This window comes from Streptomyces roseifaciens (genome assembly GCF_001445655.1).
GTDB classification, from domain to species: Bacteria; Actinomycetota; Actinomycetes; order Streptomycetales; family Streptomycetaceae; genus Streptomyces; species Streptomyces aureoversilis.
In genome coordinates this window covers 1472087-1486826 of record NZ_LNBE01000003.1, presented here as the reverse complement: position 1 = coordinate 1486826, position 14740 = coordinate 1472087, and the positions used below count along the sequence as shown (strand labels likewise).

Genomic DNA, 14740 nt, shown 5'->3' with positions numbered 1-14740 from the left:
TCGTTCGTGATACGGGGAGGTTGGGGGTGGTGGTACGGGAGTGAGGCGGGGGGATCCGGGAGGGCTAGAGGCCCTTGAGGACCTTCTCGATCTGGTCGAGGACGTCGATCGAGGTCCCGTAGCGGTCGGCGGTGGCGTAGGTGACCGGCAGGACGCGGTTGTCCTTCGACGCCTTCAGCAGCTTCCAGGAGGGCTTGTCCTGGAGCTCCTTGACCTCCTTGGACACCTCGCCGGTGGCGGCCGCGCGCGGTACGAGGATCACGTCGGCGTCCGACAGGACCTCGATCTTCTCCTGGGAGTAGGTCACCTCGTGCTCCTTGCCGTCGTCGGCCGCCTTGGCGAACTTGGCGCCGACGTCGGCGAGGATGCGGCCCACCCACGACGTACGGGTGTCGACGATGAACTCGCCGTTGCCGTAGGAGGAAGCGACGGCCCAGTTCACGGACTTGAGCTTGTCCCCGTAAGTGTTCTTGATCTTCTCGGCCTTCTGCCGGTAGTCCGTCTTCAGCTTGGTGAAGGCGTCCTCCTTGCCGACGGCCTGCGCGATCTTCTCCTGCGCGTTGAGCAGGTCGACGGGCGTCTTGATGCCGAAGTAGAGCGTGGGCGCGATGCCTTCGAGCTTCTTGACGTTCCAGTCGAAGGCGGTGGCGCCCTCGACGACGATCAGGTCGGGCTTGAGCGAGGCGACCTTCTCGATGTTCGTCTCGATGCCCGAGCCGATCGAGGTGATCCTCTTGGCCCGCTCGGTCTGCGAAGGCAGCAGCTCCACGGGGTTGTTCTCGTCGATGGCGCTGGTGCCGACGGGCTCGACGCCGAGGTCCAGCAGGGCGCCGGTGGCGTAGGAGATGCCGACGACGCGCTTGGGCGCGGCCGGCACGGTGACCTTGCCGTTGGTCGCCTCGATCACCCGGCCCTTCCCGTCCTTGCCCCCGCCCCCGGCCTCGGAGGCGCTCGAACTGTTGCCGCCGCACGCGGTCAGGGTCAGCAGGGCGGCGGCGCCGGCGAGGGCGACGGCGGTACGGCCGCGGGCGGCACGGGGGTTCATGGTTCTCCTAGGGCGGTGCGCGTGGGTGAGGGGGCGGGCGGGAGGTCAGGAGGCGGGCGCGGAGGCGGACAGGTGCTCGTACCAGCCGCGGACGGTGGGGGTGGCCTCGATGAGTTCGGCGAACTCGACGGCATGGCCGTGGGCGCGCCACCGCTCGACGAGCGTCATCACGCGGATGGAGTCGAGGCCGAGGTCCTGCAGGTTCTCGTCGACGGGAACGTCCGCGGGCTCCTCGCCGAGCACGGCGGCGACGTCGAGACGAACGGAGTCGAGGGAAAGGGTCGGGGAGGGCACGGGGATCCCTTCGGGAGAGACAGAAAAGAGGGGAGGGACGACGGAGCGGACGGGCGGCTTTCGCGGAGGGGGTACGGGGTGAGCGGGGTCGGCGGGGCCGGGGTGGGGATGGACCAGGCGGTTCCAAACCGCCTGGGCATTCCCCTCCGCCGCAACGGCGCGCGACCACGACGGCGGATCCCGGCGGTGCCCCACGGGCCCGGCCGGTCCGGCACCGCCGGTACGCGCCGAGGGCGCTGATCGCCGTCGCGGCGGAAGCAGATGCCTCAGCCGGATCGGCCGGACCGGCGGGGCCGGATGGGGGACGGCCCCGGCGGTCGCGGGCCGGACGCCCCACCAGCCCCACCGCCCCCGCGGCTCAGCCGACTTGGACCGCCAGCTCGTCGGCGGACGCCCCGTCCGCCCGGGCACCCCCGTCCGCAAGGACACCGGCACCGGCGCCCGCGAGGGCGCCCGCCGGGACACCGCGCACCAGCGACTCGCAGATCTCCCCGGAGCGGACGGCGAGCGTGGACAGCAGGGTCGACGTGATGCCGTGCGTGTGCTCGGTGCTGCCGCCCTGGAGGTAGATGCCGGCGCGGATCCGGCCGGTGGTCATCACGCGGTGGTCGCGGTCGATGCGGAGCCGGCCCTGCTCGTCGGTGAGGCATTCCTCGGCGAGCTCGCCGAGGAGTTCGCGCGGGTCGGCGGGCCGGTAGCCGGTGGCGAGGACGACGGCGTCGCAGTCGAGGGTGAAGTCCTCGCCGGACGCGAGCGAGCGGATCACGGCGCGCGCTCCGCCGCCGCGGACGTCCTCGACGGCGGTGAGCCGGCTGGTGTTGAGGATGCGCAGCCGCTCGCGCCCCTGGACCTTCTCCTGGTACGCGGTGCGGTAGAGCTGTTCGATCAGCTCGCCGTCGACGACGGAGTAGTTGGTGTTGCCGTGGTAGTCCAGCAGCGCCTGCTTGACGTCCTCGGGGGCGTCGTAGAAGTGGTCGACGGCGGCGGGGTCGAAGATGCGGTTGGCGAAGGGGCTGTCGTCGGCGGGGCTGTAGCCGTAGCGCGAGAAGACGGCGCAGACCTCGGCGTCGGGGAAGGTGCGGTGGAGGTATTCGGCGCTCTCGGCGGCGGACTGGCCGGCGCCGACGACGACGAAGCGGCGGTGCGGCCGGCCGGTGAGCTCCGCGGCGCGGAAGAGCAGGTCGCGGTTGTGCCAGACGTGCGGGCCGAGGGAGACGCCTTCGGGGAGGCGCGGGGTGAGGCCGGTGCCGAGGACGATGTTGCGGGTGCGGCGGACGCTCTCGTCGGCCGGGTCCTGCACGCTGCGGGAGACGACGTCCACGGACTCGGTGACGCCGTCGTTCCGTACGGGCTGCAGGGCGACGGCCGTCCGGCCGTAGTCGACGGCGGAGGCGAACTCGCCCGCGCACCACTCGAAGTAGTCGTGGAACTCGACGCGGGTGGGGAAGAACGTCTTCTGGTTGATGAAGTCGGCGAGCCGACCGCGCTCCTGCAGGTAGTGCAGGAAGGAGAAGCGGCTGCCGGGGTCCCGCATGGTGACGAGGTCCTTGAGGAAGGACACCTGCATGGTGGCGCCCTCGATGAGCATGCCCTGGTGCCAGCCGAACCGCTGCTGGCGCTCGAGGAAGCCCGCGCGGATCGCACTGCCGGGGTTACGGCGGTTGTGCTCGTCGATCGCGATGGCGAGGGCCAGGTTGGCGGGGCCGAAGCCTATGCCGACCAGGTCCTCGATGGGGCCGCACCCCGTGTGTGCGGTGTCCCCGCGCCGTACCGACATGCTCATCCTTTCGTTGTGTTGCTCGTTCCCACGAGGCCGACGCCTGCCTGCTGTGCAGGTCAGGGGCGTGGTGGGGGCAACCCAAGAACTTGATGCTTAGGTTAGCCTAACCTAACTTTCCGCCCAGGTGGGGTGTCAAGTCGGGGCGTCAGGAGCCCAGAATCCCCGGCAGTGCCGCCACGAAGGCGTCCGCCTGCTCCTCGGCGAGAATGAGCGGCGGAGCGAGCCGCAGGACGTCCGGGACCGGCGCGTTCACCAGGAACCCGGCCTCCTGGGCGGCGAGTTGGGCACGTGCCGCCACCGGCTCGGTGAGGACCACGCCCAGGAGCAGACCCGCTCCCCGCACCTCGCGCAGCAGCGGATGGCCCGTCGCCTCGATGCCGGCCCGCAGCCGCTCGCCCACGCGCCGGACGTGCTCCAGCAGGCCGTCGGCCTCGATGGTGGCGAGCACGGCGAGCGCAGCCGCGCACGTCACCGGGTTCCCGCCGAACGTGGAGCCGTGCTGACCGGGCGTCAGCAGTCCGGCGGCCCGCCCGAAGGCGAGGGTGGCCCCGATCGGCAGCCCGCCGCCCAGCCCCTTCGCGAGGGTCACGACGTCCGGCTCGACTTCCGCGGCCCGGTGGGCGAACCAGTGCCCGGTGCGCCCCATGCCCGTCTGGATCTCGTCCAGCACCAGCAGCGCCCCGGCGGCCTCGGTGATCTCCCGGGCGGCCCGCAGGTATCCGGGTGGCGCCGGCACGACGCCGTTCTCCCCCTGTACGGGCTCCAGGACCACCGCCGCGGTCCGCTCGCTCACCGCGGCCCGCAGCGCCGCCACGTCCCCGTACGGGACGTGACTCACCTCGCCGGGCAGCGGCAGGAAGGGTTCCTGCTTGGCGGGTTGGCCCGTGAGCGCCAGGGCCCCCATCGTGCGGCCGTGGAAGCCGCCGACGGCGGTGACCATGTGGGTGCGCCCCGTCCGCCGCGCGATCTTGAACGCGGCCTCGACGGCCTCCGCCCCCGAGTTGGAGAAGAACACCCGCCCCTCGCGGCCGGCCAGTTCCAGCAGCCGCTCGGCCAGCCGTACGGGCGGCTCGGCCACGTACAGGTTGGACACGTGGCCGAGGAGGGCGAGCTGCCGGCCGACCGCCTCCACCACCGCCGGGTGCCCGTGGCCCAGTGCGTTGACGGCGATGCCGCCGATGAAGTCGAGGTACGTGCGGCCGTCCGCGTCCTCGACGGTCACGCCCCGGCCGCGCACCAGCGCCAGCGGAGGCGTGCCGTACGTGTCCATCAGCGCGCCCTTCCACCGGCCCGCCAGTGCGGCGCCGCTCCGCCCCGGGGCCGGGGCCTGTCGCCCGCTCATGCGGAAACCCTCTCCCGGACGGCACCGGCGGGGCCGGCAGGCCCTGCGACGAGGGCCGCTGCAGGCGGTGGTGGATCGGGGACGACGGCCGTGCCGACGCCCTCGCCCGTGAAGACCTCCAGCAGCAGGGAGTGCGGGACCCGCCCGTCCAGGACGTGTGCCGTGCGCACCCCGGCGCGCACCGCCCGCAGGCAGCCCTCCATCTTGGGCACCATCCCGCTGGCCAGGCGCGGCAGCAGGGCCTCCAGCTCACCGGCCGTCAGACTGCGGATGACGTCCGTGCTGCGGGGCCAGTCCGCGTAGAGGCCCTCGACGTCGGTGAGGACGATCAGCTTCTCGGCGCCCAGGGCCTCCGCGAGGGCGGCCGCGGCCAGGTCGGCGTTGATGTTGTAGATCTCGCCGTCCGCGCCGCGCGCGACGGGCGAGACGACGGGGATGCGGCCGCAGGCCAGGAGCGCCTCCAGCGTCTCCGGCTCCACCGCGACGATGTCGCCGACGAGCCCGATGTCGACGCGTTCGCCGTCGACGTCGGCGTAGCGCTTGGTGGCCGTCATCGTGTGGGCGTCCTCGCCCGTCATGCCTACGGCGAAGGGTCCGTGACGGTTGATCAGGCCGACGAGTTCGCGCTGCACCTGCCCGGCGAGCACCATGCGGACGACCTCCATGGCCTCCGGCGTGGTCACCCTCAGGCCGGCCTTGAACTCCGACTCCAGGCCCAGCCGGTCCAGCTGCGCACTGATCTGCGGACCGCCGCCGTGCACCACCACGGGGCGCAGCCCCGCGTAGCGCAGCGAGACGACGTCCTGGGCGAAGGCGGCCTTCAGCTCCTCGTCGACCATGGCGTTGCCGCCGAACTTGACGACGACGGTCTTGCCGTGGAAGCGCCGGAGCCAGGGCAGGGCTTCGATGACGGTACGGGCTTTGTTGTTCATGAGGAGTACGCGCTGTTCTCGTGGACGTAGTCGGCGGTGAGGTCGTTGGCCCAGATGACGGCGGACTCGCCGCCCTCGGCCAGGTCCGCGGTGATGCGCACCTCCCGGTAGCGCATGTCGACGAGGTCGCGGTCGTCGCCGACGGAGCCGTTCCGGCAGACCCAGACGTCGTTGATGGCCACGTTGAGCTTGTCCGGGTCGAAGGCGGCGGACGTCGTACCGATCGCCGAGAGCACCCGGCCCCAGTTGGGGTCCTCGCCGTGGAGGGCGCACTTGAGGAGGTTGTTCCGGGCGATGGAGCGCCCGACCTCGACCGCGTCGTCCTCGGTGGCAGCATTGATCACCTCGATGCGGATGTCCTTGCTGGCGCCCTCGGCGTCACCGATCAGCTGACGGGCCAGGTCGTCGCAGACGGCCCGGACGGCCTCGGCGAACACGTCCTGGGCGGGGGTCACTTCGGCGGCGCCCGAGGCGAGCAGCAGCACCGTGTCGTTGGTGGACATGCACCCGTCGGAGTCGACCCGGTCGAAGGTCTTCCGGGTCGCGGCGCGCAGAGCGGCGTCGAGACCGGCGGCGTCGACGTCAGCATCGGTGGTCAGGACCACCAGCATGGTCGCCAGGCCCGGGGCGAGCATGCCCGCACCCTTGGCCATGCCGCCCACGGTCCAGCCCTCGCCCTGGACCACGGCCGTCTTGTGCACGGTGTCCGTGGTCTTGATGGCGATGGCGGCCTTCTCACCACCGAGCTCCGAGAGTTCGCCGACCGCTATGCCGATGCCCGGCAGCAGCCGGTCCATCGGCAGCCTCACGCCGATCAGTCCCGTGGACGCCACGGCGATCTCTCCCGCACTGTGCCCCAGCGCCTCGGCCGCCTTCTCGGCGGTGGCGCGGGTGTCCCGGAAGCCGTCCGGTCCCGTGCAGGCGTTGGCGCCGCCGGAGTTGAGGACCACGGCCGAGACCCGGCCGCCTTCCAGGACCTGCTGCGACCACACCACGGGCGCGGCCTTGACGCGGTTGGCGGTGAAGACGCCGGCGGCGGTCAGGCGCGGGCCGCGGTTGACGACCAGGGCCAGGTCGGGGCTGCCGCTCTCCTTGATCCCGGCGGCGATGCCCGCGGCCGCGAATCCCTTCGCTGCGGTGACGCTCACTGCTTCTCCTCGTTCTCGCCCATGGCCCGGACGTCCAGGGGGTCGCACGGCACCAGTCGTGCCAGTACGGTCGCGATCAGCCGGCGGACGCTCACGGGGCCACCCCGGTGACGGGCAGGCCCAGCTCCTCGGGGAGGCCGAGGGCGATGTTCATGCTCTGCACCGCGCCGCCGGCGGTGCCCTTGGTCAGGTTGTCGATCGCGCTCACCACGACGATCCGCCCGGCCGCCTCGTCCAGCGCCACCTGCACCAGCACGGTGTTGGAGCCGACCACGGCTCCGGTGGTGGGCTGTTGCCCTTCCGGCAGCAGGTGGACGAAGGGCTCCTCCGCGTACGCCTGCGCATAGGCCGACCGGAGCGCGTCGGCGGTCACTCCGGGCAGCGCCGGGGCCGAGCAGGTGGCGAGGATGCCGCGGGGCATGGGCACGAGGACCGGGGTGAACGAGATGCTGACGGGCCGTCCGGCGGCCGCGGAGAGGTTCTGGGCGATCTCGGGCGTGTGCCGGTGGGAGCCGCCCACGCCGTAGGCAGCGGCCGAGCCCATGACCTCGGAGCCGAGCAGGTGCGGCTTGGCCGCCTTGCCCGCACCCGACGTCCCCGACGCCGCCACGATCACCGCCTCCGGCCCCGCCAGCCCCGCCGCGTACGCCGGGAACAGCGCCAGCGACACCGCGGTCGGGTAACAGCCGGGGACAGCGATGCGCCGCGCATCCTTCAGCGCATCCCGCCCGCCGGGCAGCTCCGGCAGCCCGTACGGCCACGTGCCCGCATGCGCCGAACCGTAGAACCGCTCCCACTCCCCCGCGTCCTTCAACCGGAAGTCCGCACCGCAGTCGACGACGAGGACGTCCGGGGCCAATTCGCGGGCCAGTGCCGCGGACTGACCGTGCGGCAGGGCGAGGAAGACGACGTCGTGCCCGGCGAGGACCTGCGGGGAGGTTTCCTCGAAGGTCCTTCCGGCCAGCGGGGCGAGGTGGGGCTGCACCTCCCCCACGGGCCGTCCGGCATTGGAGGCGGCCGTCACCGCGCCGATCTCGACGCCGGGATGCCCCAGCAGCAGCCGCAGCAACTCACCGCCCGCGTATCCACTCGCGCCCGCCACAGCTGTGCGCACCATGTTCCGTCCTTGCATCGTTCATTGCCAGGGCAGGACGGAGCTGTACAGATGTGCACAAATCCGTCTGCCGAAGAAAGGCCGAGCCGGCATCGGATTCCGTGCAGCACTACCACCGCCGTGCAGGGCAAGGCGGTCTCGAGGAGTGCAGGACGACACCCGAAGCGGGACTTAGCTTAGGCTAACCTAACCTGCATCGGGCAAGTGATCGACTTCGTTCGACGGAAAGATCACATCGGCGGGGTCGTACGGTGGCGGAGCCCCGCCTCAGTCGCACTGCGGCGTGGCGCAGAGCTGCCACTCCGAGGACCACCACCCACTGGGTATCCCGTCGTTCGGGGCCACCTCGGTGGTCTGCCAGTAGCGGTCGCGGTTCCACTCACGGGCCGTCACCTTCAGCCGCCGGTCGGGCAGTTCGGTGATGGTGCTCGGCTGCCCCAGGCCGACGTCCGTCTCGGGCACCTTGCCCATGGCCACCGCCGGGCGCCAGACGCCGTCGGAGCTCAGCTGGGTGCGCGACTCCATGGAGCGGTCCGGCTTGCCGGAGGAGGCCATGGCTATGAGCGTGCCGTTCGACCTTTTGAAGAGCGCGAGGAAGCCGTGGTACGGGGACGGCTGGAGACCGAAGTCCTCCGGGGTGGACCACTGCCCGCCCGCCGGCCCCTGCACGGAGTGGCAGAAGCCTCCGTGGTCGAGCCAGAACACCTCCAGCCCGCCCGCCGCATTCTCGACGGCGGTCACGAAGCCCGCCTTGGGGCCGACCGTACCCGCACTGACCCGCTCCCAGGCCCCGTAGGAGCCTCCGGGCGCCGACTGCGCGCGGTGCCAGACGAACGGCAGGCCTCGCGTGGCGGTGGAGTCGTGGAACACCTGGAACTGATCGACGCGGCCGTCGGCACGGGGAACGGAGACCGGACTGCCGGACGCACCGGTGGCGTTGCCCTGCGCGCCGAGGTCCATGCTGCAGCCGCCCGACACCGAGGCGGCGGTCTGCGCCGCGGGTGCCGCAGGCGCGGCGGCCAGAGCTCCTGCACAGGCGACGGCGAGCGCAACAGCAGCACGAGTGACACTCCGGAAGGCTCTCCCCATGAGCGAACACGTACCCCACGCAGGCCACTTCACACATGCGTTCGCGTTCCGCTCACCCGGCGCGGGAGCACCACCCCACGGATGCGCCCCGGGCACGGCCCACGCGACCGGCCGGACAGAACCGGCCTCGGTACGACCGCCCGCCCGCCTTCCCGCGCCGCCGGGCAGAACGCGACGTCACCGCCGCTGCGGACGCCGGAGCCGGAGGCCGTCCGGCCCGCCGCGCCCCGGTCGCGCCCGCCCGGCAGGAACCCGATTCCCGGCACGAACACCGCCGCACCCGGACATGACAACGGCACGTGCGTCCGCACGGACTACGAGGAACAGGGGCCGGACGTCGACATGCCGTCCGCAGCGGCGCCTTCGCACCCGGCGCGAGGGCTGCAACGAAGTCCTGAACGAAGCCTGGGCGCCGGGCCTACCACGCCCCGCCGGGAAGCGGAACCACCTCCTCGGCCCCTTGTGCGCCGGTGCGCAACCGTCGGCCGGAACGCGCCTCTTCCACTTCCCCGGCCGCCGCCCGCCGGTGGCGGAGATGCACGGCGCGCACCGACGCTGGCCAGTGCGCGCACTCCCGGTCCACACGGAGGCCCGGATTCAGCCCCGGCGGAGGAATGTGCCGGTCCGGGCAGGGGTGCACCGGGCCCGGCTGCTCGCCCCGCTCCGCGGTCCCGCGCACCGGAACCACAACTCCCGCGCTCCGCAAGAGCCGCTTCGGGCCACCCGGAGATCGGCCCGGCCGTCCCGGCCGGTGCGTCCACTCGGCGGAAACTGCACTATCCGCCCCGCCACGGCGCGATGAGACTCAACCGGCGTAAGCACCGGGCCCCAACCCGGTTCACACCCGATCCGATCAAGCCCGGGTCACATCCGGTCAAGTTCTGATCACGTGAGGAGTGTGTCGATGTACGCAAAGCTCACCGAGCTGGGCAGTCGCCTGCTCGGGAAGTTCGTGCCCGAGATCGATGCCGCGGCGGCCGAGCTCCTGGCCTGCCGCAACTACCCGGCCTGCTGGCAGTGCAGCGGCAAGTGCGGCTACAACGCACCCTGCTGGGCCTGCTGCAACTCCAACGGCTGTCCGACGATCGTCTGTCAGTGCTGACGATCGCGAACACAGCACCGGGAACAGCAGTGAGAACGGCGCTGAGAACAGCACCCTCCTGCCGACCGGATGAAAGTCCCGGCCGGCGATGACGAACCGCCCCGACCGGGAACGCCACGACGACAGCCGGAGGAGGAAAACCAGGTGGGCTATCTGGCGATCGGCATCCACTGTCTGATCGGCGTGGTCTTCTTCGCCTCGTCCCTCGGCAAGTCAACGGGGCGAAGAGCGTTCGACCGCTTCGTGGTCTCGGTGGAGGGCATGCGGATCATGCCCTCACACCGGGCCCGGTCGGTGGCCCGGGCCGTGGTGGCCGCCGAGTGCGCGGTGTGCGTGAGCCTCGCCGTGCCGGTGACGGCCGCCACGGTGGCGGGACTGGTGATCGCAGCGGGGCTGCTGGCGGTCTTCACGGCCGCCATCGCGGTCTCCGTACGGCGGGGAGTGCGCACGCCCTGCCGGTGTTTCGGCGCCTCGGCGAGCCCGCTGGGGCCGAGACACATCGTGCGCAACCTCGCCCTCACGGCCGCGGCGGTCACCGGCGCGGCGGCCGTCGCCGTGTCCGGGGCGACCACCCCGGGCGGCGCCACTGTGGCGGTGCTCGGCGGTCTGCTCCTGGGCGGGCTGGTCGCCGCGCTCGACGACATCCTCGATCTGTTCCGGCCCATCGGCGAGGCCCCGGGCCTCGCCCCGCGGCCGGTGGTTCCGGCCGACTCCCAACCGGCTCCGAACCGGCTCCGAACCGGCTCCCGGCCGGCTCCGAACCGGCTCCGGACCGACTCCAAGTGATCCCAGAGGAGACGACTTCCATGCCCGTCCTGATCGCGGCGGTGGTCCTGGTGGGACTGCTCTGTACGCTGGACCTGATCCTCACCCTGGGGGTGATCAAGCGGCTGCGGGACCACACCGCGATGCTGTCCAAGATGGCCGACGGCAACGCGCCCGGCAGACCGCCCGTCATCAAGGTCGGCGAAGAGGTGGGCGAGTTCCAGGCCGTCGCCGTCGACGGCGAGGTGCTGACCCGCGAGTCGCTGTCGGGCGACACCCTGGTGGCGTTCTTCTCCCCCAGCTGCGGCCCGTGCCACGAGATGCTGCCGAAGTTCGCTGAGTACGCGCGGACGCTGCCCGGCGGCCGGAAGCAGGTGCTGGCCGTGGTGGTCGGCACGCCCGAGCGCGCCAAGGGGCAGGTCGCCGAGCTGAGCCCGGTCGCCCGCGTCGTGGTGCAGGGCAGCGAGCCCGTCATGACCGACGCCTTCCAGATCATGGGGTTCCCGACGCTGCTCGAGGTCGCCTCGGACGGCGCCGGCAGGCCCGTGATCGCGCGCAACAACGTGAACCTGGATTCCCCCGTCGTAGCCGCATGAACGGGCAGGACCACGGCCGGCGGCAGGCGGCCCCCGGCCCGGGCCCGGGTCCCGCACCGGGTCCCGGCCCGGGCCCTGGACCGGGCCCCGCATCCTCCCCCGGGGCACCGGCCGGCCCGGGCCCCGGGCCGGCCTCCGGCCCTGCCGACGCCGCCGGCCTCCCGCCCGCACCCTCCGGCGGCCTCCTGGCCACCACCCGGCGGATCGCCGCGGCCACCGCGCTGGTGGCGAGCGCGGCTCCCGCGGCCCTCGCGTGCTACCTGGTGCTGACGCTGATGGCCGGCGCCCTCCCCGTGGTCACCGCCTGGCTGACCAAGCTGATGCTCGACGGGCTGGGTTCGGGCGCCTCCCTCGGCACGCTGGTGGGCCTGGGCGCAGGGCTCGCCGCGGCCGGGACCGTCATCGCGGTCGTACCCCAGATCAGCCAGTACCTGCGGCGCGAACTCGACCGCAGGGTCGGGCTGCTCGCCGACGACCGGCTGTTCAGGGCCGTGGAGGGCTTCGCCGGCCTGGGGCGCTTCGAGGACCCGCGCTTCCTGGACCGGCTGCGGCTCGCGCAGAGCTCCGGCGGCGGCATGCCCAACCAGGCCGTCGACGGAGCCGTCGGCATCGCCCGCAGCGCCCTCACCATCGGCGGGTTCCTCGGCTCGCTCTCCCTGCTGAGCCCGTGGATGACCGCCCTGGTGCTGGTCGCCGCGGTGCCCACGCTGGTTTCCGAGGTCGCCATGGCGCGGCGCAAGGCGCGCACGCTGTGGGACGTCGGCCCGGTCGAGCGCCGGCAGATGTTCTACAGCGAGCTGCTGTCGAGCGTCGAAGCGGCCAAGGAGATACGGCTCTTCGGCACCGGCGCGTTCCTGCGGGGCCGGATGCTGGCCGACCGGCGTACGGCCGACGCCGCCAAGCGCGCGGTGGACCGGCGGGAGGCCGTCGTCCAGTCCGGGCTCGGGCTGCTGGCCGCGCTCGTCTCCGGCGGCGGACTGCTGTGGGCGGTGGGCGCCGCGCACGCCGGCACCCTGTCGGCCGGCGACGTCGTCATGTTCGTGGCGGCGGTGGCCGGCATCCAGGGCGCGCTGGCCACCCTGGCGAGCGAAGTGGCCCGCTCGCACCAGGCCTTGCTGATGTTCGACCACTACCTCGTGGTCGCGGGCGCCGGGCCGGACCTGCCCGTGCCCCTGCAGCCGGCCGCGCTGCCGCCGCTGGGCCGCGGCATCGAGCTGCGCGACGTGTGGTTCCGGTACTCCGAGGAGCACCCGTGGGTGCTGCGCGGCGCCAGCCTGCACCTGCGCCGGGGCGAGGTGCTGGCGCTCGTCGGGCTCAACGGCGCCGGCAAGTCCACGCTGGTGAAGCTGCTGTGCCGGTTCTACGATCCCGAGCGCGGCGCGATCCTGTGGGACGGCGTGGACATCCGTACGGTCGACGTGGCTGAGCTGCGGCGGCGCATCGGCGCGGTGTTCCAGGACTACATGCACTACGACATGACGGCGGCGGAGAACATCGCCCTCGGCGACCTCGCGGCGCTCGGCGACCGCCCGCGGATCGAGGCGGCCGCGGAGCGCGCGGGCATCCACGCCAAGCTCGCCGGTCTGCCGTACGGGTACGACACGCTGCTGTCGCGGAGGTTCTTCATGGAGTCCGACAAGGACAACCCGGAGACCGGTGTGGTCCTCTCCGGCGGCCAGCGGCAGCGGCTCGCGCTCGCCCGCGCGTTCCTGCGGGACCAGCGCGACCTGATGATCCTCGACGAGCCGTCGGCGGGGCTCGACGCCGAGGCGGAGCACGAGATCCACACCGCGCTGCGGCGCCACCGCGGCGAGCGGACCAGCCTCCTCATCTCCCACCGCCTGGGCGCGGTGCGCGACGCCGACGTCATCGCCGTCCTGGAGGACGGACGCGTCGTGGAACAGGGCCCGCACGCCGAGCTGATCGGCTCCGGCGGCCGCTACGCGCGCCTCTTCACCCTCCAAGCGGCCGGCTACCAGGCCGGCACGGACACCGACGCCGGGAGCGAGCCCGCGTTCACCGGGGAGCCCCGGTGACGGCCGGGTCCGCGCTGCGGCGGCGGCTGCGCGGCGCGGCTGCGGTCGCGGCGGGCGCGGCGCTGGGTGCGGCCGTGTGCCTGGCGCGCGGCCTGGTCGTGGTCACCGTCCGCGGCACGAGCATGGCGCCGGCCTTCCGGGACGGCGACCGCGTCCTGGTCCGGCGCGGCCCGCGGCCGGCCGTGGGACAGGTCGTGGTGGCCGAGCGGCCCGCGAGCGGCGGCATGTGGCCCCGGCCGCCGGTGCGCGCCGAGGCGGGCGCGGCCGGCGTCCACGGCCGCGACTGGCTGATCAAACGCGTGGCCGCGCTCCCCGGCGACCTCGTCCCGCTCGACTGCGTCCCCGCCCTGGCCACGGCGCCCGAGGAGCGCGTACCGCCCGGCCAGGTGGTCCTCCTCGGCGACAACGGCAGGGTGAGCTTCGATTCGCGGGAGGTCGGCTACTTCCCGCTGGAGCGCGTCCTGGGAACGGTGCTGCGCCGGCGGTGACGGGACGACAACAGGAGGCCGGTCTGCCGGATTGCCCCGGGAGTTGACAGTGTTCGCCAACCGCACGACAGTGCGGAAGAGCGACGGGGGAACGGTATGGCCGAGGACGACGACGGCGCACCGATGCGCTGGGACAGCGAGGCTCGCCGGGGCGCAGGCGGTTGGGTACCGGCGTCCAGGGGTTCCGCACGGGCCGGGGGCACGGCGGACGGCGGCGGTCCTGCGCCGCCGGGTGACCGCGGGTCGTCCGCGTCCCGAAGATTCGTGCTGCTGGCGGCGGTCGGGGCGGTGACCTCGGCGGTCGTCACCCTGGTCGTGGTCAAGGTCTTCTTCTCGGGCTCCGAGGCCGGCGCCGAGCCGTCGCCCGGCGGCCCGTCGGCCTCATTGGCAGCGCAGAGCGCGACGCGGGGTGCGGCACAGCCCGAGGGGCCGCAGACCTCCTCGCCCGCACCGGAACCGCCCGCCTCGGGACGGTCCCAGGCCGCGGCCCTGGACGCGCTGCTGACGAAGAGCGCGGCGGACCGCGAGAAGGTCACCGACGCCGTGAACGCCGTCGAATCGTGTGCCTCCGGTGCGGCCGTCGCAGCGGCCGGGGCCGATCTGGACGCGGCCGCCGTCCGGCGCGACGGGCTGATCGAGGACCTGTCGCGTATCGCCGTGCAGGACATCGAGGGCGGCCGCGCCGCAGCGGAGGAGCTGCGGACCGCCTGGCGGCGCTCGGCGGAGGCCGACCGCGCGTTCGCCCGGTGGGCGCAGGACGCCGCGGGCTGCTCCTCCGGCAGCGTTCCCCACGGCTCCGCGTACGACCGCGGGGTGGCGAGCAGCGGCCTCGCGACGCAGGCCAAGCAGGAGTTCCTGCGGAGGTGGGCGCCGATCGCCGGCCGGTACGGGCTGCAGGTACGCGACCACACCCGTATCTGACGGTCCGGCAGCCCGCCTCCGTCCGCACCCTCCTTCCTCCAGCCTCCTTCCTCCAGCCATCTCACCCCTGTCCACCCCGACGGAAGGG

The 14740-nt window shown here is 73.0% G+C and carries 14 protein-coding genes; 6 read left to right on the top strand and 8 right to left on the bottom strand.

Translation table 11 applies throughout. The features are described 5' to 3' along the window. Positions 1 to 64: 64 nt before the first annotated feature. The 8 genes from AS857_RS12285 to AS857_RS12250 form a co-directional block, all read right to left on the bottom strand. Complete coding sequence (locus AS857_RS12285; RefSeq protein ID WP_058043144.1) at positions 65 to 1045, bottom strand: ABC transporter substrate-binding protein; 981 nt, start codon at positions 1043 to 1045, stop codon at positions 65 to 67. A gap of 45 nt (positions 1046 to 1090) precedes the next feature. Further along, on the bottom strand, positions 1091 to 1339 hold the full coding sequence (locus tag AS857_RS12280; RefSeq protein ID WP_058043143.1) for a phosphopantetheine-binding protein: 249 nt from the start codon (positions 1337 to 1339) through the stop codon (positions 1091 to 1093). A gap of 358 nt (positions 1340 to 1697) precedes the next feature. Beyond that, a complete protein-coding gene (locus AS857_RS12275; protein WP_058043142.1) occupies positions 1698 to 3116 on the bottom strand; it encodes a lysine N(6)-hydroxylase/L-ornithine N(5)-oxygenase family protein in 1419 nt (472 codons plus the stop codon). Positions 3117 to 3264: 148 nt separating this feature from the next. Continuing rightward, positions 3265 to 4461 (bottom strand): acetylornithine transaminase, encoded by a 1197-nt coding sequence (locus AS857_RS12270; RefSeq protein WP_058043141.1) that lies wholly within the window; start codon positions 4459 to 4461, stop codon positions 3265 to 3267. Continuing rightward, positions 4458 to 5393: an acetylglutamate kinase gene (argB, locus tag AS857_RS12265; RefSeq protein WP_058043140.1), complete on the bottom strand. Its 936-nt coding sequence runs from the start codon at positions 5391 to 5393 to the stop codon at positions 4458 to 4460. The genes AS857_RS12270 and argB overlap by 4 nt, the downstream gene beginning before the upstream one ends. Next, entirely contained in the window at positions 5390 to 6541 is a 1152-nt protein-coding gene (argJ, locus tag AS857_RS12260; RefSeq protein ID WP_058043139.1) for a bifunctional glutamate N-acetyltransferase/amino-acid acetyltransferase ArgJ, read from the bottom strand. The genes argB and argJ overlap by 4 nt, the downstream gene beginning before the upstream one ends. Positions 6542 to 6632: 91 nt before the next feature. Next, complete coding sequence (argC, locus tag AS857_RS12255) at positions 6633 to 7658, bottom strand: N-acetyl-gamma-glutamyl-phosphate reductase (RefSeq protein ID WP_058043138.1); 1026 nt, start codon at positions 7656 to 7658, stop codon at positions 6633 to 6635. Between the two features lie 264 nt (positions 7659 to 7922). After that, a complete protein-coding gene (locus AS857_RS12250) occupies positions 7923 to 8744 on the bottom strand; it encodes a PLL family lectin (protein WP_144440788.1) in 822 nt (273 codons plus the stop codon). Positions 8745 to 9648: 904 nt separating this feature from the next. On the opposite strand from AS857_RS12250, the gene AS857_RS12245 reads away from it, so the two are divergent. The 6 genes from AS857_RS12245 to AS857_RS12220 all read left to right on the top strand — a co-directional run bounded on the left by AS857_RS12245 (position 9649) and on the right by AS857_RS12220 (position 14652). After that, positions 9649 to 9846, top strand: a complete 198-nt coding sequence (locus AS857_RS12245) for a hypothetical protein (RefSeq protein ID WP_058043136.1) — start codon at positions 9649 to 9651, stop codon at positions 9844 to 9846. A 144-nt stretch (positions 9847 to 9990) separates the two neighbouring features. Continuing rightward, a complete protein-coding gene (locus AS857_RS12240) occupies positions 9991 to 10632 on the top strand; it encodes a MauE/DoxX family redox-associated membrane protein (RefSeq protein WP_058043135.1) in 642 nt (213 codons plus the stop codon). A gap of 20 nt (positions 10633 to 10652) precedes the next feature. Next, positions 10653 to 11207 (top strand): TlpA family protein disulfide reductase, encoded by a 555-nt coding sequence (locus tag AS857_RS12235; protein ID WP_058043134.1) that lies wholly within the window; start codon positions 10653 to 10655, stop codon positions 11205 to 11207. Then, entirely contained in the window at positions 11204 to 13243 is a 2040-nt protein-coding gene (locus AS857_RS12230) for an ABC transporter ATP-binding protein (RefSeq protein ID WP_079110267.1), read from the top strand. The genes AS857_RS12235 and AS857_RS12230 overlap by 4 nt, the downstream gene beginning before the upstream one ends. Beyond that, the gene (locus tag AS857_RS12225) at positions 13240 to 13731 is read left to right on the top strand and encodes a S26 family signal peptidase (RefSeq protein ID WP_058043133.1); all 492 of its coding nucleotides are present in this window, start codon (positions 13240 to 13242) and stop codon (positions 13729 to 13731) included. Before AS857_RS12230 ends, AS857_RS12225 begins: the two co-directional genes overlap by 4 nt. A gap of 96 nt (positions 13732 to 13827) precedes the next feature. After that, complete coding sequence (locus AS857_RS12220; protein ID WP_058043132.1) at positions 13828 to 14652, top strand: hypothetical protein; 825 nt, start codon at positions 13828 to 13830, stop codon at positions 14650 to 14652. Positions 14653 to 14740 lie beyond the last annotated feature (88 nt).

What these genes read in the sequence shown, in the direction of transcription:
- AS857_RS12285 (WP_058043144.1), bottom strand. Translation starts at nt 1,045, where the DNA reads ATGAACCCCCGTGCCGCCCGCGGCCGTACCGCCGTCGCCCTCGCCGGC.
- AS857_RS12275 (WP_058043142.1), bottom strand. Translation starts at nt 3,116, where the DNA reads ATGTCGGTACGGCGCGGGGACACCGCACACACGGGGTGCGGCCCCATC.
- AS857_RS12270 (WP_058043141.1), bottom strand. Translation starts at nt 4,461, where the DNA reads ATGAGCGGGCGACAGGCCCCGGCCCCGGGGCGGAGCGGCGCCGCACTG.
- argB (WP_058043140.1), bottom strand. Translation starts at nt 5,393, where the DNA reads ATGAACAACAAAGCCCGTACCGTCATCGAAGCCCTGCCCTGGCTCCGG.
- argC (WP_058043138.1), bottom strand. Translation starts at nt 7,658, where the DNA reads ATGGTGCGCACAGCTGTGGCGGGCGCGAGTGGATACGCGGGCGGTGAG.
- AS857_RS12250 (WP_144440788.1), bottom strand. Translation starts at nt 8,744, where the DNA reads ATGGGGAGAGCCTTCCGGAGTGTCACTCGTGCTGCTGTTGCGCTCGCC.
- AS857_RS12245 (WP_058043136.1), top strand. Translation starts at nt 9,649, where the DNA reads ATGTACGCAAAGCTCACCGAGCTGGGCAGTCGCCTGCTCGGGAAGTTC.
- AS857_RS12235 (WP_058043134.1), top strand. Translation starts at nt 10,653, where the DNA reads ATGCCCGTCCTGATCGCGGCGGTGGTCCTGGTGGGACTGCTCTGTACG.
- AS857_RS12230 (WP_079110267.1), top strand. Translation starts at nt 11,204, where the DNA reads ATGAACGGGCAGGACCACGGCCGGCGGCAGGCGGCCCCCGGCCCGGGC.
- AS857_RS12220 (WP_058043132.1), top strand. Translation starts at nt 13,828, where the DNA reads ATGGCCGAGGACGACGACGGCGCACCGATGCGCTGGGACAGCGAGGCT.